The sequence below is a fragment of the Paraburkholderia sp. RL17-373-BIF-A genome (genome assembly GCF_046030175.1).
Taxonomy (GTDB): Bacteria; Pseudomonadota; Gammaproteobacteria; order Burkholderiales; family Burkholderiaceae; genus Paraburkholderia.
Genome location: NZ_JARESO010000010.1, coordinates 237,077 through 256,068 on the forward strand (window position 1 = coordinate 237,077; position 18,992 = coordinate 256,068).

The 18,992-nt window shown below is 64.6% G+C and carries 7 protein-coding genes; all 7 read right to left on the reverse strand.

The window, feature by feature from the left end:
* Window positions 1–159: 159 nt before the first annotated feature.
* Window positions 160–3,018, reverse strand: a complete 2,859-nt coding sequence (gene treY / locus P0D80_RS15465) for a malto-oligosyltrehalose synthase (protein WP_408285022.1) — start codon at window positions 3,016–3,018, stop codon at window positions 160–162.
* Complete coding sequence (malQ, locus tag P0D80_RS15470) at window positions 3,015–5,228, reverse strand: 4-alpha-glucanotransferase (protein WP_408285025.1); 2,214 nt, start codon at window positions 5,226–5,228, stop codon at window positions 3,015–3,017. The genes treY and malQ overlap by 4 nt, the downstream gene beginning before the upstream one ends.
* Window positions 5,225–7,147 (reverse strand): malto-oligosyltrehalose trehalohydrolase, encoded by a 1,923-nt coding sequence (gene treZ, locus P0D80_RS15475; protein ID WP_408285027.1) that lies wholly within the window; start codon window positions 7,145–7,147, stop codon window positions 5,225–5,227. Before treZ ends, malQ begins: the two co-directional genes overlap by 4 nt.
* Before the next feature lie 66 nt (window positions 7,148–7,213).
* The gene (glgX, locus tag P0D80_RS15480; RefSeq protein WP_408285030.1) at window positions 7,214–9,433 is read right to left on the reverse strand and encodes a glycogen debranching protein GlgX; all 2,220 of its coding nucleotides are present in this window, start codon (window positions 9,431–9,433) and stop codon (window positions 7,214–7,216) included.
* Between the two features lie 107 nt (window positions 9,434–9,540).
* On the reverse strand, window positions 9,541–11,751 hold the full coding sequence (gene glgB, locus P0D80_RS15485; RefSeq protein ID WP_132383666.1) for a 1,4-alpha-glucan branching protein GlgB: 2,211 nt from the start codon (window positions 11,749–11,751) through the stop codon (window positions 9,541–9,543).
* Entirely contained in the window at window positions 11,744–15,208 is a 3,465-nt protein-coding gene (gene treS, locus P0D80_RS15490) for a maltose alpha-D-glucosyltransferase (protein ID WP_408285034.1), read from the reverse strand. The genes glgB and treS overlap by 8 nt, the downstream gene beginning before the upstream one ends.
* Window positions 15,205–18,645, reverse strand: a complete 3,441-nt coding sequence (locus P0D80_RS15495; RefSeq protein WP_408285037.1) for an alpha-1,4-glucan--maltose-1-phosphate maltosyltransferase — start codon at window positions 18,643–18,645, stop codon at window positions 15,205–15,207. Before P0D80_RS15495 ends, treS begins: the two co-directional genes overlap by 4 nt.
* Window positions 18,646–18,992: the final 347 nt, after the last annotated feature.

Below are 18,992 nucleotides of genomic sequence, written 5' to 3' on the forward strand. Positions count from 1 at the left end.
CCCTTGATTTTTCACATCCTGATTGTACAAAGGGCGCGTGTGGCGGGACACGAAGAGCAGAGCACTTCAGCGGAATGACGCCTCATTCCGACCAGGTCCATAAAAAAGGCGGTCAGAGCACATACGCTCCAACCGCCTTCGCCCAGCAGATCAAGAGGATCAACTACGCGGCACGCCGTCCTCCACCAACACAGCGATCGGCATCGCGCCGAGCGCATCGCGCAGATACAGCAGACCGTTTTCATCGACCTTCGGCGCAGCGGGACTCAGCCAGTCGAACAGCGCTCGCGCGGATAGATCGGACGGCATCTCCAGCGCCGTATCCTCCCATTTCGCCGGATCGACCATCGGCAAATCGCCATCGTCGCCGAGCAAGCCGGCCGCGAGCCGGCTCGCTATCACCACGGCCCACGCATTGCCATGCCGCCGCGCAAACGCGATCACACTCGACGCGTGCTTCCCGCGCACGGCGAGCGGCAGATACTCGCTCTGGCTCAGCAACTCCGGCAAATGCGCTCGCAACGCGAGCACGCGCTGCACCACCGCGAGCTTCACGCGTCCATCGCGCCAGCTCGGCAGAAATTCCGACGGCGGCGTCTGTACGAGCCACGCCTCGCGCTTGGCGAAATCGACGGGTCTGCGGTTGTCCGGATCGACCAGACTGAAGTCCCACAACTCGGTGCCCTGATAAAGATCGGGAATCCCCGGCGATGCCAGCCGCAACACGGTCTGTTGCAAGCTATTGAGCGCGCCGGCGCGGCCGATTCTCGTGACGAACGCGGACAACGCCTTCAGGAAGCCGTCACGCCGCTGCGGTGCAAGGATGTCGAACAGGAAATCGCGACAGGCGGCCTCGTACCCTTCGTCGGGCGCGAGCCAGTTGGTTTGCAGCTTGGCTTCGCGCAGCGCCTTCAATTGCCATTGCGCGACGCGTTCGGCCAGTTCCTTCACGCCGGCTTCATCGTCTGGTTGCAAATCCGGCGGCCAGCAGCCCACCAGTGTTTGATAGAGCATCGCTTCGGCGGCGGGGCCGGGCGCCCAGTGATAGGTCGTGTCCTGGCCGACGCTGCTGACGGGTTTGCCATCGAACGCGCGACGATGCGGCGCATTCAACGTGGACCACGCGCGCAACGTCGCGCCCCAGTCCTGCGCGATCTCGCTCAACACAGCGAGCCGCGCGCGCACGTCTTCGCCACGTTTGTGATCGTGCGTGGCCGTTGCGAGCATCGCGTGCGGGAAGTGCTGCGAACGCTCCAGATTCGCCCCGTGAAACGCTTCGACCGACAGTGCGAACTCGCCCGGGTCCGAGCCGACTTCATTGCGTGACAATAGCCGGCCATAGCGATAGCACGCCGTATCTTCGACCGCCTTCGCGGCAACCGGCGCTGTCAGTTGTGAAAACAGCGTCTGCGCGGTGCGTCGCGCGGAACCGGCATGGCTTGGCGGTGTGCCGTTCTGGCCTTGTTGCTGCGGTGCGCCGCTTCGTCCGGGCGGCGGTTCTTCCGCGCTACCGCCGAGCCACGCATTCACGCGATCGAGCGCGACAAGATCCGCGCGCGAAAGCGTCCGTCGCGCGCCCTCCAAAGCCTGCTCGAAATAGACGTTATCCGCCGCGCTACGCAGACCGTTCTGCGGATAGATTCGATACACCGGAAAATGCACTACCAGTTCGGTCAACACACGCCGCAGCGTAGTGAAGGTGAAATCGCGCGTGGTCAGCGAATCGCGGGCAATGCGATGCAACGCGCGCGCCGCGCGGTCGAGTTCCGCCGACAGGTTTTCCGCGAGAATCTTGCGGCGCGCGATTAGCGCTTCGTCTGCAAAACGGGGGCTGCGGCCGGTCAGTTCGGCCCACGTTTGCGCGAGCGGTTCGGCGCCCGACGGATCGTGCAGCAACGCGCCGACGTCGCTCATGAAATCGTAGCCGGTCGTGCCGTCCACGGGCCAATCATCGCGCAGCGGTTCGCCGCGGCCGAGAATCTTTTCGACCACCACATACGGCGCGGTATCGCGCAGTTCCGTGAGACGTTGACGCAAACGCTGGCAATATTCACGCGGCTCGGCGAGGCCGTCGACGTGATCGATCCGCAAGCCGTCCACCACGCCTTCCTGGTACAGACGGAAAGGCAGCGCATGCACGGCCTCGAACACTTCGGGCCGTTCCACGCGCACACCGGCGAGCGTCGAGATGTCGAAGAATCGCCGCCAGTTCACCTCGTCGGACGCGGTGCGCCACCACGCCAGGCGGAAGTGCTGCCGCTCGATCAGCCGATGCAGTCGGTCACGCGTCACCGGATCGTCAGGGGCATACGCCTGCAGCGCGATTTCGATCGCCGAGGCACCGTTTTGTGCGACGAACTCGCGCAGCATGTTGCGGCCTTCGGCGGCGCGCGGATGATCGGTCGGTTGCGTCGTGAGTCCGTGGAAGCGCTCGGCGAGCGCGTTGAGATCGGCGCGGTCGGCGCTTTGCAGAATCGACGCGTAATCGGTTGGGCACACGGGAAACACGTGCGGGCCGTAGCCGATATAAAAGCGCCCGATGTCGGCCGCGAAATGCAGCGCGATGCGGCCTGCCGCGAGTTCCTCGCCGTACGGCGCGCCGAGTGTGGGCACCAGCACCTTGCCGCGCAAGGCGGGATCGGGCGAATGCCAGTCCACGTCGAAGTGCCGCGCATAAGCGCTATGACGGCCCCATTCGAGGATGTCGAGCCACCACGCGTTGCTCGATCCGCCGACGCCCATATGATTGGGCACGGTGTCGATGATCAGCCCCATGTTATGCGCGCGCAGTTTGTCGACGAGGCGCTTCAGGCTCGCCTCGCCGCCGCACTCGGCGCTGACCTGGGTGTAGTCGACGGTGTCGTAGCCGTGCATCGAGCCCGGTTCGGCCGTCGTAATCGGCGACGCGTACACGTGGCTGATGCCGAGCGCGGCGAAGTAATCGACGTGCTTCGCGGCATCGTCGAAGGTGAAGCCTCGGTGGAACTGGAGGCGAAGCGTGGAGCGCGGGACGGTCATGGCGTATCAGGCTCCGAAGAAGCGTTGGCGGAAGGAACCGGGGCGGTCGCGGCGCGGCGCGCGCGATCGACCGCGAGCAGCCGGTCGCAGAAAGTGTCGTCCTCGAACAGTTCGTCGATCGGCACGCTCACGCGGCGCCGCCAGTTCGGATGCTCGTCGATCGAGCCGGGCAGATTCGGCTGCTCGACTTGCGCAAGCAGATCCTCGAGCGGAAACGTGACCAGCGGGCCGGGCGTCGCGGCCACGAAGGCGAGCGCTTCGTCCACGGGCGCGCGGTCGGGCGGCGGCGCCGCGACGTCGGGCGCGGCCACGCCCGCTTGCTGGAACGCGCGCCACAACTCGGCGCGGTCTTGCGCGCGCACTTCCTGGGCCGCTTCCTCGGGATCGCGGCCGTCAGCGCGCGCCATCGTCTGGCCGATCCTGTTGCGCCACGTGATGTCGCTGCCGCGCCACCAGCCGGCGACCGTCGGCAGATCGTGCGTGGTCGTCGTGCCGACCGCATTGTGGTCCCAAGCCGAAGGCGGCTTGAATCCTTTGCCGTCGTGCGCGCCCTCGAACCACAGCACGCGAATGCCGGCGATGCCGTGCTCCTCTAGCCGCTCGCGAAAACCGGGCGGCACGGTGCCGAGATCTTCGCCGATCACGATCGCGCGATGCCGCCACGATTCGAGCGCAATCAAACGCAGCAGGTCTTCGAGCGGGTAGCGCAAATAAGCGCCGTTACGCGCGCTTTCGCCTTCTGGCACGAGCCACAGCCGCCGCAGGCCGAGAATGTGATCGATACGGATGCCGCCGGCATGCGCGAACGCCGCGCGCAACATGTCGATGAAAGCGGAAAAGCCCTGCGTGCGCATGGCGCGCGGCGAGAACGTGGTGAGTCCCCACGCCTGGCCGGCCTGGTTGAACAGATCCGGCGGCGCGCCGACCGATACGCCTTGCAGCATGTCGTCGCGATACGACCATGCATGGCTGCCGGCGCTATCGCATCCCACCGCGAGATCGGCGATCAGGCCGACGGCCATGCCGGCATCGCGCGCCGCATGTTGTGCGTGCGACAAACCCTTGGCGGCGAGCCATTGCAGAAACAGATGAAAATCGACCTCATGACGATTGGCCTCGGCGAAGGCTTCGACTTCCCGGCTGCGCGGATCGCGCAATGCCTCGGGCCAGTTGCGCCAATGTCCGTTGCCGCCTTCTTGCGAGAGTTGTGCCGCCTGCAGTGCTTCGAAACGCGCGTGATCTTCGAGCGCGCGCCCGGCGCGTTCGCAGAAGCCGTGAAATTCCAGCGCGCGCGGCGTGTGCTGCGCGCGTTCGTGCGTGCAGAAATGCTCGTACAGCGTGCGCAAGACTTTCAGCTTCAGCACGACCGCGTTCGGCCAGTCGATCAGCGGCAAGCGTTCGAGTTTCGACCACGTGTCGCCGGCCTGTGCGGCTTCGAGCGCGGCATGGGCCGCATCCGCGCCGAACACGGCGGCGGGATCGATATGCGTGACGTTCAACCACAAACGCGACGACGGCGAATATGGACTGAAGCGCTCCGGCTCCGCGCTGAACATCGCATGAGTCGGGCTGACGGCGAGCGCATGCGCGCCACGCTTCGCACTTCCGACGGCGATTTGCGCAAGCGCCGAATAGTCGCCGATGCCGCCGTCGCCGGTGCGGCGCAAGCCGTATAACTGCGCGGCGATGCCCCACAGCGGCGGCGTGGTCCTGTTGTCGCCGGTGTCATCGTCGTTGTGCAGCGTGCGCCAGGCGTCGGCGACCGTATAGCAGCGCGGCGGCGCCACGGCCAGCGTCACGCGTTGATCGTTGATCACGAGCGTGTGATAGCCGGCCTCGTCGATCGGTGCGAGCAACGCTTCCTCGCCTTTGGGCGCCGTAAACCTGCCGTCGATGATCGAGCCGCTTTCAAGCTCGATCCGATAATGGATGCCGGATTTGATCGCCGCGACGTGCAAGGCAATGCCGCGCCCGACTTCCGCGGTCATCAGCGGCGGAAGTTTGCGGCCCGACAATTCTGCTTCCAGCGCGGCAGTGCTTTGGCGGATTTGCGTGGCGTTGCCGCACGGCAAACCCATCCGCTCGAGCAGCACGGCGAGTGTGGTCTCAGGCACATGCTGCGTCGTATGGTGCGCGTCCTGCCACTCCACCTCGAAGCCGGCGCGCGAGGCGAGAGTGACGATCGTGTTGTTAGGGCGTCGGGTAGTCACGCGTGGCGCTCCTGTTGGCCCGCAATGCGGGCATCGTGGCCGATGGCGTAGTCGCAGACGTCGCCGGTCAGCCACGCGACGAACGTGTACGGCGGCAACACCTTGACGTCGATCTGTTCGCGCACGCGTGGCGGCGTTTCGAAAATCACCTTGCCGGCCGGAATTTCGGCGCACGCCACGTTCTCTTTCGAGAGATTCAGCGCGACCGATAACGTCTCGCCGTCGCAGAGCTTCCAGCGCGCGATCAGCGCATTGGCGTCGCCGCCATTCGCCGCGGTCAGCACGATCACGCCGCACGACTTGCTATGTTGCAGGCGCGGGGTAATCAGTTTGGCGCGCACAGCGAGCGCGGATTTGTAGAAGTGCATCCAGTCGAGGCGATCTTTCGCTTCATCGCCTTCGTGATTCGGCGCTGTGTGCGACGCCGCCGGCGACGATGCCGCGAACGTCTTCACGTCGTTCGGATCGGGAATCTGCGCGCGGCGTTTCTCGTCGCTGAACGAGGAAAAGCGCGCGAATTCGCGGCGCCGTCCTTCGCGGACCGCGTCGGCGAGATCGCCGGCGTAGTCGGTGAAGAACAGGAAGGGTCGAGTGGAGCCGTACTCCTCGTCCATGAAGAGCAGCGGGATTTGCGGCGACAACAGAAGCAGGCCGGTGGCGGCGCGCAACGCGTCGTCCGAGGTCAGTTTGCGCAGCCGCTCGCCGAACGCGCGGTTGCCGATCTGATCGTGGTTCTGCAGGAACATCACGAACGAAGTGGGCGGCAGATGACCGCTCGCTTCGCCGCGCGGCTTGCCGTCGTGTATCGGCGAAGGGTCGCCCTGATAGGTGAAGCCTTCCGACAGCACGCGCGCGAGACGGCGGATCGGCTGGTCTTCGTACGCGTGGTAATAGCCTTCCGTTTCGCCGGTCAGCAGCACGTGCAAGGTGTTGTGCGCGTCGTCGTTCCATTGCGCGTCGAAATGCGTTTCCAGCAGGCTCGCGCTGTTGTGCTCGTTTTCCAGCACCAGATGCACGTGCCGGCCGTGCTGCACTTTGGCACGGATATGATCGGACAATTCGCGCAGCCACGCGTGGTTGTCGATAGCGTGCACCGCGTCGAAACGCAGTCCGTCGAGACGATATTCGTTGATCCAGTAGACGGCGTTATCCGTGAAGAAGTCGCTCACTTCGCTGCGCTCGAAATCGATCGCCGGGCCCCACGGCGTGTGCGTGCCTTCGCGGAAAAATGAGCGGGCGTACTGGTGCAGATAGTTGCCGTCCGGGCCGAAGTGGTTATAGACCACGTCGAGAAACACCATGAGGCCGAGACCGTGCGCGGCATCGACCAGCGCTTTCAGATCTTCTGGGCGGCCGTAGGCGGAATCGGGCGCATACGGCAACACGCCGTCGTAGCCCCAATTGTGCTTGCCGGGGAAGTCGTTCAACGGCATCAGTTCGATGGCGGTGACGCCGAGCGCGGCGAGTTCCGGCAGGCGCTTCTGCACACCCGCATAACCGCCCATTGCGCCGACGTGCAACTCGTACAACACCGTTTCTTCCCAAGGCCGGCCATGCCAGTTCGTGTGTTCCCAACGGTACGCGCGCGGATCGATGACTTCGCTCGGCCCATGCACGTCTTGCGGCTGAAAGCGCGATGCCGGATCGGGCACCGCATGCTCGCCATCCAACCGGAAGCGGTACAGCGTGCCCGCGCCGCCGTCGACGCTTGCTTCGAACCAGCCGTTACCGGCGGGCGTCATATCGTGCGTGCCTTGGGCAGGGCCGTTTTCGATTTCCACCTGGACGTGTTGGCAGGAAGGCGCCCAAAAGCGAAACCGCGTGCGCGGCTTCGTGCCCGTCGCGCCTAGCAACTGCGCGCCGAACGGCAAACAGTGCGCGTGATGATGCGCATGAGGATCAATCGGACTTTCGGACATGATTCGTCACCATTCAGTTTTGCTTTCGAGCCGCGTGTTACGCGTCGCTCGCGGCGCCGCTACCGCCTAAGTAGTCGGCGACATATCGCTACTGGGCGGATGCGCACCAGGATCGGGCGGAAGTGCAGTCAACAGCCGCGGTCCGTGCTGCGCGCCGGCCTTCCAGCCCGCCTGCCAATCCGCTTCGCCCACCGGCTGCGCAGCCAGCATCACGAGGCTATGCGCGGCCACTTCGACCTCTCCAACCGCCAGCCGATGCGGCGTGCTCTCCGGCTCAGCAGTGTCTAACAGCACGTGCCATTCCAGGTGCGGGGCGGGCGGCGTAAAACGCAGTGTTTCCTCGTTGGCGTTGAGCATCATCAACAATACTTCTGTTTCGCCGTTTAAGCCTGGACCCGCGCGCCGCAGCGTGAACGCGCGGCCTTCGGGATCCTGCCAGGCCTCGATGGTGAGCGGGTCGCCGTGCTCGTCGAACCAGCCCACGTCGAACAGGCCGGGCAACACTTCACGATCGCCGAATAGAAAGCGCGTTTCGCGCAACAGCGGATGTTGCTTGCGCAGCGCGATCACGCGCGCGACGAACGCGGTCATCTGCTGCCCGTCCGGCGATTCCGCGCGCTCCCAGTCGAGCCATGAAATTTCGTTGTCCTGGCAGTACGCGTTGTTGTTGCCGTTCTGCGTGCGCAGCGATTCGTCGCCGGCCAGCACCATCGGCGTGCCGAGCGCCATCAGCAGCGTGGCGATCAGCGAGCGCGCCACGCGTTTGCGCGTGGCGAGAATCGCGAGGTCGTCGCTCGGGCCTTCAACGCCCCAGTTGCGGCTGCAGTTCTCGTTGTGGCCATCGTTGTTGTCTTCGCGATTGGCTTCGTTGTGCTTCTGCTCGTAAGCGGTGACGTCGGCTAACGTAAAACCGTCATGCGACGTGACGAAATTGACCGACGCCCACGGCTTCCTGAAACGTCGATTGAACAGATCGGCCGAGCCGGTCAGACGCGCAGCGAGATCGGGCCGCAAACCGGCGTCGCCGCGCCAGAAACGGCGCACGGTGTCGCGGAAACGGTCGTTCCATTCGCCGAAACCCGGCGGATGATTGCCTAGCTGATAACCGCCCGGTCCGATATCCCAAGGCTCGGAAATCAGCTTGCGTTGGGACAGAATCGGGTCCTGGCGCAACGCGTCGAAGAAACCGGAGCCAGGATCGAAACCGTGCTGCTCACGGCCGAGCGTAACGCCGAGATCGAAACGGAAGCCGTCGATGTTGAAAGCGGTCGACCAATAGCGCAGCGAATCCATCACCATTTGCAGCACGCGCGGATGCGGCAGATTGACTGTGTTGCCGCACCCTGTGTCGTTGATATGGTGACGCTCGTCGCCGGGAATCAGGCGGTAGTAGCTGGCATTGTCGAGGCCGCGCCACGACACCGTTGGCCCCATCTCGTTGCCTTCGCAGGTGTGGTTGTAGACCACGTCGAGAATCACTTCGATGCCGGCCGCGTGCAACTGACGCACGGCGATGCGCATTTCGTCGAGCCGGTGCGTGCTCAGATACGACGGCTCCGGTGCGAAAAATGCCGCCGTGTTGTAGCCCCAGTAGTTGCGCAGCCCGCGTTCCACCAGGAAGCGGTCGTTGAGAAACGCATGCACGGGCAGCAATTCGACGGCGGTCACGCCGAGTTTGAGCAAATGCTCGATGAACTCCGGAGAAGCCAGCGCCGCGAACGTGCCGCGTTCGTGCTGACGCAAATCGGCGCGCAACATCGAGGCGCCGCGCACATGCGTTTCGTAGACGATGGTTTCGCCCCACGGCACATTCGGGCGCTTGTCGTGCGACCAGTCGAACGCTTCGTCGATCACCACGCACTTCGGCATGGCGGGCGCCGAATCGCGCCGGTCGATAGAAAGGTCAGCGCGATTCGAATGCACGCGATAACCGAACAGCGCATCCGACCAGCGAAACTGTCCGACCAGTTTGCGCGCGTACGGATCGAGCAGCAGCTTGTGCGGGTTGAAGCGATGCCCATGCTGCGGCTGATATGGCCCGTGCGCGCGAAACCCGTAAGCGGTGCCCGGATGCGCGTTGGGCAGGTAGCCGTGCCAGACTTCGTCGGTGCATTCGGGCAGTGTGAAGCGGCGGATTTCCTTGCGGCCGGTCGGATCGAACAGGCAAAGCTCGATTTTTTGCGCGTTCGCCGAAAACACCGCAAAGTTGACGCCGAGGCCATCCCAGCTGGCGCCGAGCGGATACGGCGAACCGGGCAGAAGCCGGTCGGGCATTGCATGCGACATGATTCCCCTTCCTTGTTCTGATTGTTGAACGCTGTCGTGGGTCTTCATGCAACGAGCGCGCGGCGCGAAGATTTCGCACGCCGCGCGCTCGCTTCACAGCACCTCCATCAATCCGCGCGCAATACGATCGTCGCAAGCGGCGGCAGCGTCAGTGAAGCGGAATGTGGCCAGCCATGGCTCGATTGGGAGTCGGTGTGAATCACGCCGCCGTTGCCCATGTTCGAGCCGCCATACACGCCGGCGTCCGTATTGAGCACTTCCGACCAGCGTCCGCCGCGCGGCATGCCGATCCGGTAACCCACCCGCGGCACCGGCGTCATATTGCACACTACGACGAGTTCGCGGCCCGCGCCATCGGTGCGGCGATAGGCGAACACGCTGTTGCCGCTGTCGTCGCCGATCAGCCATTCGAAGCCGCCCGGCTCGCAATCGAGCAGATACAGCGCGGGCTCTTCGCTGTACAGCCGGTTCAGGTCGCGCACCAGCTTCTGCACGCCGTGATGGTTCGAATCGTCGAGCAGATGCCAATGCGGCGACGTATCGTGATCGAACTCCGCCATCTGGCCGAATTCGCCGCCCATGAACAGCAGCTTCTTGCCCGGATGCGTCCACATGAAACCGAAGTACGCGCGCAGGTTGGCGAACTTCTGCCACCTGTCGCCGGGCATCTTGCCGAGCAGCGACCCCTTGCCGTGCACCACTTCATCGTGCGAGAGCGGCAGCACGAAGCGCTCCGAATACGCGTACACCATGCCGAACGTCAGCATGTGGTGATGGTATTGGCGGTAGACCGGATCTTCTTCCATGTAGTGCAGCGTGTCGTGCATCCAGCCCATGTTCCACTTGAACTGGAAACCGAGGCCACCGTCTTCGACGCGCGCCGTCACGCCTGGCCACGCGGTCGATTCCTCGGCGATCGTGATCGCGCCCGGCGCGCCCGGCACGTAGCCGACTTCGTGATTCAGGCGCTTGAGGAACGCAATCGATTCGAGGTTCTCGCGGCCGCCGTAAATGTTCGGCACCCACTCACCAGCGGCGCGCGAATAGTCGCGGTACAGCATCGATGCAACCGCATCCACGCGCAACCCGTCGACGTGATAGCGCTTCAACCACGCCAGCCCTGACGCGACCAGGAACGCGCTCACCTCGTTGCGGCCGAGGTTGTAGATCATCGTGTTCCAATCCTGGTGATAGCCTTCGCGCGGGTCGGCGTGCTCGTAGAGCGGCGTGCCGTCGAAGTCGATCAGGCCGTGCGCGTCGTTCGGAAAGTGCGCCGGCACCCAGTCGAGAATCACGCCGAGTCCGGCTTCGTGCGCCTTGTCGACGAATCTTGCGAACTGTTCGGGTTTGCCGAAGCGCGCCGACGGCGCGAACTGCCCAAGCGGCTGATAGCCCCACGATCCGCCGAACGGATGCTCCGCAATCGGCATGAACTCCACGTGAGTGAAGCCCATGCTTTTCACGTACGGAATCATCCGCTCCGCGAGTTCATCCCAGTCGAGTCCGCGCTGACCTTGTTCCGCGACGCGCAGCCAGGACTCTGCATGCGCTTCGTAGATCGAGATTGGCGAGCGCGGCGTCTGCTTGCTGGCGCGTGACTGGATCCATTCGTGATCGGTCCACGGAAACTGCTCGATTTCGTCGACATGCGCAACGATCGACGCGGTGCCCGGCGGCTTTTCCGTTTGCATCGCGCACGGATCGGCCTTCAGGGGCAGCGGATGACCGTCGCGCGAGAGCAGCTCGTATTTGTAGCGCGTGCCTGGACCGACGCGCGGCACGAACAATTCCCACACGCCGGCCTGATGCCGCAGCCGCATCGGATGACGGCGGCCGTCCCACGCATTGAAGTCGCCCACCACCGAAACGCGCCGCGCGTTCGGCGCCCACACGGCGAAGCGCACACCCGGCACGCCGTGGAATTCCATCGGATGGGCGCCGAGGCATTCGAGCACCGCGTACGGATCGCCGCCGGCGAGCCGGCCGAGCGGCTCGTCGCCGAGAACCGGACCGAACGAATATGTGTCCTCGATTTCCTGCACCACGCCATGCCAGTCGATGCGCAAACGGTACGGCGCCGCGGCCGTGACGCGGCCTGCAAAGAGGCCCGGCCGCAACTGTTCGAGCTCGCCGAGCAACGCACCGTCGGCGCGGGAAATCACGCTGACGTGCGCGGCGTTCGGCAACAGTGCGCGCACCACCGGCCCCGCGTTCGTCTGATGCAGCCCGAGCTGTGAGAAAGGATCGGGGTGGCGCGCTTCGACGAGCGCGTCGATCTCGAGCGGTTGAAGGCCTACGGCCGGATCATGCTCACTCATAGTCGCCCTCGGCCGGGTTAGGCGGCGTGGCGGCGCCTGGCGCCTGGGTTGAAGAATCGTGGCCGTGTGCGCCGGTGTCGCCGAGCAAACGGCTGGCGAGCGCGGCGAGGCCGCGTACCGGCAAGCTGAGCCACGTCGGGCGGTTGGCCGCTTCATAACGGATTTCGTAGGCGGCTTTTTCGATCAGGAACAGATCGAGCAAGGCCTGTTCGGCTTCGGGCGCGACGAGCGGCGTCGACGCTTGCGCGGCAGCCGCGCGGTACTCGCTGAGGAACGTCTCGGTGGCATACGCGCGGAAACGGTCGAACAGCGTGCGCTTGCGATCGGCGGTCTGTTGCGGCGCGGCCTCCGTGGTGGACTGCGCAGCGGCGCTTGCGTACGACAGCGAGCGCATCAGGCCAGCCACGTCACGCAGCGGGCTCGACTTCTGACGACGTTCTTCGAGCGTGCGTGCCGGCTCGCCTTCGAAGTCGATCAGATACGCGTCGCCTTGCGCGACCAGCACCTGGCCGAGGTGGAAGTCGCCGTGAATGCGAATGCGCAGCGCGCCCGCGTCGGCGGAAACCAGCTTGTCGACGACGGCCACCAGTTCCTTGCGACGGTCGATCAGGCTTTGCGCCAGCGCCTTGGTTTCCGGATCGCTCATCTGCTCGATGCGCGGCGCGAGCAGATCGAGCGCGCTGGCGAGCATCGCCTGCGTGCCGTCCACCCATGCCTTCACCTGCTCCGCGCTGGCGGGTTCCGGCGCGAACGCCGGGTCGTCCGTCGGCGAGGCGAGCGTCACGTGCAATTCGCCCAGCCGTCTGCCGATGATGCCGGCCAACGTGCTGTAGCCTTCCACCAGAATCGCCTCGTTGGTGCGGTCCGACGCCGATTGCGATTCGGTATCGACGGCGATCGCGAGTTCGTCCACGGAGCGGCGCAGATAGTCGAGCGACCAGTTCCACGCGTCGCCCTGATTCTCGATATAGCCTTGCAGAATACACAGCGTATGCGGCACGCCTTCGGGATCGACGCGCACCACTTCGCCATATAGCGGCGCGGTATTCGCGTAACCCAATTGCGTCAGGTACCGACTGATTTCGGCTTCCGGATGGACGCCGCTCACGAGGCGGCGCACCAGTTTCAGCACGACCGCATCGGCGATGATCAACGAACTGTTGCTCTGTTCCGCCGCGAGCCAGCGGATCTCCGGCCGCTCGCCGAGCCCCTCGAGTTCGGCGAAACGCTCAGTCGGCAGAAACTTGATTTCGCTCTTCTGCACGGTCGGCACCACGGCGCGTTCGCGCAGCTTGCGCATCACGCCATGCGCGAAGATCGGCAACGCAAAGGCGTCCGTCAGATGTCCCACGTTGCGGCCGCGCCGCACGCGCGCGAAGGCCAGTTGCTTGAACAACGGGAAAGTCGTTTCGCCGCCCCACGTGATGGCGATCGGCACCACGTAGCGTTCGGTGTGACCACCTACGTCCGCCTCGATTTCGGTGAAGGCGAAACCGCCGTGCGGAATCGTGGTCAACGCCGCGAGCCGCACCGCATTGAGCTTCTGATCCTTCGACGCAAACCAGCGGCGCCGGCTCAGCCACGAAGGCAGCACTTCCGATTCGAGCAGGCGTACGTTCTCCGGCGTCGGACCGACCTGGCCTTCGCGGATCACGATCGTGACGAATTCCGGCAGCGACTCCGAATGGGCCTGTGCCCACGTCGGACGCTGGCTGCCCTCACACAGGAGGAACCACAGGAAGCCGTACGGCGGGAACGTCAACAGATACGTCAGTTGGCCGATGGCGGGGAACACGGAATCGGCGGTCATTTCGATCGGCACCGAGCCGTTGAACTCGGACAGATCGAGCTCCACCGCTTGCGGCGCGCGCGACAGATTCGCCACGCACAGGATCGGCGGCTCGCCCGGCAGTTCGCGCAGATACGCGAGGATCTTGCGGTTTTCCGGCTTCAGGAAACGGATCGTGCCGCGCCCGAACGTCTGTTTCGCGCGGCGCGTGGCGAGCATGCGCCGGGTCCAGTTCAGCAGCGAATGCGGGTCGCGGCTTTGTGCTTCCACATTCACCGCGTCGAAACCGTACAGTGAACCCATGACCGGCGGCAGCACCAGTTGCTCAGGATCGGCGCGCGAAAATCCGCCGTTGCGATCCGACGACCACTGCATCGGCGTGCGCACACCGTCGCGATCGCCGAGGTGGATGTTGTCGCCCATGCCCAGTTCGTCTCCGTAATAGATCACGGGCGTGCCCGGCATGGAGAGCAGCAGCGAATTGATCAGTTCGATACGGCGGCGGTCGCGCTCCATCAGCGGCGCGAGGCGGCGGCGAATGCCGAGATTCAACCGCGCGCGGCGATCGCTCGCGTAGGTGTTCCACAAATAGTCACGCTCGGAATCCGTGACCATCTCCAGCGTCAATTCGTCGTGATTGCGCAGGAAAATCGCCCACTGGTTCGTTTCGGCGAGGTCCGGCGTTTGCCGCATGATGTCGGTGATCGGGAAGCGATCTTCGCTCGCTATCGACATGTAGATGCGCGGCATCAGCGGAAAGTGGAATGCCATGTGGCATTCGTCTTCATCGCCGAAGTATTCCTTCACGTCTTCCGGCCACTGGTTGGCTTCGGCGAGCAGCATCCGGTTCGGATACTCGGCGTCGATGGTGGCGCGAATTTTCTTGAGCACCTCGTGCGTTTCCGGCAGATTCTCGTTGTTCGTGCCCTCACGTTCCACCAGATATGGCACCGCGTCGAGCCGTAGCCCGTCGATGCCCATATCGAGCCAGAAGCGCATGACCTGCAGCACTTCCTTCAGCACGGCCGGATTGTCGAAATTCAGGTCGGGCTGATGCGAGTAAAAACGGTGCCAGTAATACGCGCCCGCCACGGGATCGTGCGTCCAGTTGGACGGCTCCGAGTCGATAAAGATGATCCGCGTTTCCTGGTATTTCTGATCGGTGTTGGACCACACGTAGTAGTTGCGGTGATTCGAACCCGGCTTCGCGCGGCGCGCGCGCTGAAACCACGGGTGCTGATCCGACGTGTGGTTGATCACCAGTTCTGTGATCACGCGAATGCCGCGTGCGTGTGCTTCCTGAATGAAGCGCTTCACGTCGGCGATCTGACCGTAGTCGGGGTGCACGTTGCGGTAGTCGGCGATGTCGTAGCCGTCGTCGCGCCGCGGCGATGGATAGAACGGCAGCAGCCAGATCGCGTTCACGCCGAGCTCGGCAATGTAGTCGAGCTTCGCGATCAGGCCGGGAAAATCGCCGACGCCGTCGTTGTTCGCATCGAAGAACGACTTGATGTGCACCTGATAAATGATCGCGTCTTTGTACCAGAGCGGATCGTCGCTCAAGGCCGCCGGTTTGCCGCGCCGATTCGTGCGCGGCTTGGCCGTGTTGCCAGGGGCATTGCCCACCGGTGACTGTGTCGTGCTTTGAGCCGGGTCGTCACGCTTCATGTCGCACCTTCCGTTGAGGTTGGGTTGCCAGCGTCTGCGTGATAGTCGCTGTCGGCTTCATCCGGCCGTTCGGCGGGCAGGCCGCCGAGCGGCGCGATGCGCCAGATCGAGAACGGCTGGCCCGACCCGAGCTGGACGTGCTGCCAGCGGCCGTGCCATTCGAAGCGCGCGCCGGTCATCTGGTCGGTGACTTCCAGCGGGCCATGGTCGTGCAGATTCCATTTCTGGAAAGTCTCCCACGACAATTCGATATCCGCGCCCTGTTCGTTGAACGGGTCGAGATTGATCGCGACGAGGATCACGTTGTCGCGCGATTCGGTCGCCTTCTCGAAGAATAGGATGTGATCGTTGTGCGCGGGCAGGAACGTCAGTCCGAGATGCGTTTGCAGCGCCGGGTTCGCACGGCGAATCCGGTTCAGCGCAGTGATCTCGCCGACGATGTTGCCGGGCCGGTTCCAGTCCCACGCGCGCAACTGGTACTTCTCGGAGTCGAGATATTCCTCGCTGTTCGGCAACGCGGCGGCCTCGCATAGCTCGAAACCGCTGTACACGCCCCACAAACCGGCCAGCGTCGAGGCGAGCGCGGCGCGAATCAGAAAGCCCGTGCGCCCTTGCGATTGCAGGTGCCGTGGGTTGATATCCGGCGTATTGACGAAGAAGTTCGGCCGGTACGAATCACGCGCGCCGGTTTGCGTGAGTTCGGTCATGTACTCGATGAAGTCGCGCTTGGATTCCCGCCACGTGAAGTACGTGTACGACTGCGAGAAGCCGATCTTGCCGAGCCGGTTCATCATGCGCGGCCGCGTGAAGGCTTCGGCGAGGAAGATCGTGTCGGGATAGCGCGCGCGGATATCGCCGATCACCCACTCCCAGAACGGCAGCGGCTTGGTGTGCGGATTGTCGATGCGGAAAATATGCACGCCCGCTTCGATCCAGAACAGGAACACGTCGCGCAGCGCGAGCCATAAATCGGGCTTGGCGTCGTGCGCATAGAAGTCGGGATTGACGATGTCCTGATACTTCTTCGGCGGATTCTCCGCGTAGCGCAGCGTGCCGTCGGGGCGCCACGCGAACCACGTCGGATGCTCCTTGAGCCACGGGTGATCCGGCGAGCATTGCACCGCGAAGTCGAGCGCGATTTCGAGGCCATGCGCGTGCGCGGCGGCAAGCATCGTCTTGAAGTCGTCGAGCGTGCCGAGTTGCGGATGCACGGCTGTGTGCCCGCCTTCGACCCCGCCGATCGCATACGGACTGCCGACGTCGCCCGGCTGCGCGTTCAGCGTGTTATTGCGGCCTTTGCGATTCGCCACGCCGATGGGGTGAATCGGCGGGAAATACAGCACGTCGAAGCCCATGTCGCGAATGCGCGGCAGCTTCGTCGTGACATCGGCGAAGGTGCCGTGGCGCGATTCGTCGTCGCTCATCGACCGCGGGAAGATTTCGTACCAGCTGGCGAAGCGCGCGGCGGTGCGGTCGGCGTCGATCTTGTAGATGACCGGATCGCGGCTCAGGAACGGCCGGTGGCGCGCGGCGGTCATCGCTTTCGCGGTGGTCGGCGCGAGCAGCAGCGCGAGCTTGGTTTCCGGGTCGGCCTTGGTGAACACCTTGACGATATGTTCGAGCGGTTCGGTGACCGCGCCTTCCGCGGTTTCGACCTCGGCGAGCACCAGTGCGAACAGATGCGACGCCTCGTCCAGTTCGAGTTCGACGGTCTGTCCCGCCTTCAGCTTCTTCTGGACGTGCTCGACCAGCGAAGCGAAGTCGTCGCGCCAGGCGATCACGGTGAATTCGTGCCGGCCGAGGCGTTCGAGCGGAATGCGCGCCTTCCAGATGTCGAGGCCGGCGGGTTGGGCCGGTTCCATCAACACTTCGTGCCAGGCGGTTTCGTCGGCGGCGCGCCAGATCACGGCGGCGGCGATCTTGTCGTGACCTTCGGCGAAGATCGCGGCGGTGATTTCGGCGCGTTCGCCCACGCTGCGCTTGGCCGCGAAGCGGCCGTTGTCGACCGAAGGCGTCACGCTCTCGATCGCCACGCGCGGCGCGCTCAGCGCCTCGATCACGGTCTTGCGGCCGCTGCGCTTGCTGTTCGCCTTGTCGATGGGTGGCGCGAGACGGATCGGCTTCTCCGTGACCGCGCGGAACAGTCCGACCGCGCCGGGCGCGAGCGTGAACGATGTCAGCGTGACGGGCGAGGCGCTGGCGGGCGCATCGAGCGGCACGAAGCGTGTGAAATTGCCCGGCACGCCCGCGAGGAAGCGCGCGGGATCGACGCGTACCGGTGCGCCGAGTTCGGGATTGATCGCGATCAGGATCGCTTCGTCGGCCTCGCGCAGGTCGGGCTGGTCGGCGCGCAGCAACACCGCCGCGGGTGCGCCGGGCCCGCTGAGCGGGCGCAATTCACCGTTGGCGTGCAGCGTCTTCGTATTGCGCGACACCTGGTTGGCGTGCGTGATGCGTTCCGAGAGATCGAAATGCTTCGCCTGGACCGCGAGGGCGAACTGCGAGGCATCGCCGCGCGTTTGCGACATCGGCTCGGTGATGCCGTATTCGAAACCCATCGGCATCATCCAGCCCGTGCCGATGGCGGCCGACGTGAACAACGCGCGCCGGTAGGCCCGCTCGACGATGGCGGCGTCGTGCGAATCGCTCAACTCGGCGGCGAGACGGGTGCCGTAAGGCGCTTCGGGAAACGCGATCGGCGCGCCGATGCGCGCGAGCGCGGCATGTTCCTCGACCATCCAGCTTGCGCGAAAGTCCCACCAGCGCACCGACGAGAACACGCTGTCGAAGCCGGCGCCTTGCAGGCCGAGCAGATCGCCGCGAGCGAGGCCGGGCGTGGCGGCGAGAAAACGCACCTCGGGATGCTTGGCGCGGACCGCGTCGCCCAATTGCCGCCAGACGGCGGCCGGCACGCGATGCGGCGAATCGAACCGGAAGCCGCCCACGCCCGCCTCGGCGAGCGCCAGCAACTGCTGCGTCCACCAGCCGACTAACGCGGCGCTGCTGCCGGCGTCGTTGAAGTTGGCATACGCGACGTTGTCCTCGCGATGCACGTGGCGGGGGTCGAGCCGCGCCTCTTCAGACTCGAATGGGTGGAACCAGTCGGCATGTTCGGCGTACAGCGCGCCATCGGCGGCCATCCGGTCGATCACGAGATCGACCAGCAAGGTCAGGCCGTTCTGACTGGCGGCGCTCGCGAGCGTGCGTATCGCCTCGCTGGCGGGCTGCTGGGTCTCGAATACCGGATGCAGGCGGGCGTGGTTGCCGACCACCTGTCCGTGGCCGGCTCGTCCAGGCGCGAAGAGGCTGCCGATCAGCGCGTGATCGAAGCCCAGCGCGGCTGCATGCGCGAACTGCGCAGGCCATGCATCGAGCGGCCCAACCAGAAGTGAATGAAAAAAGTAAATCCGCGGCGCGTACCCGTTTCGAGGTTCCATCGATCGTTTCCAGATTCGTCCTGCTGCGGTGTGGATGCAAGTGGCATGCGATCACAGCGCTCATTGGGCTTCCAGAGCCGGATACCGCGCGATGCGTCAAGCGAAGGCGCGTACTGGTCAATGTAGTGCAAAGATCGTCACGCCGCTGGCCAGTAAAGGGTGCTTTGACGCCAGGCGTCGATTGCACGGGCCGGCCAGATCGATTCGGAAGACGCAGCAAACGCTGTGCCAGTGCGGCTCGGACGGCAGCGATGGAGGGGTGAGCGTACGCACTGCAGCAAGCTTCGGAGGCAAGTGCGAAAGAAGGCGCGAGGCGCCAAGACGCGTTGCACGGACGGCCGCCGCGT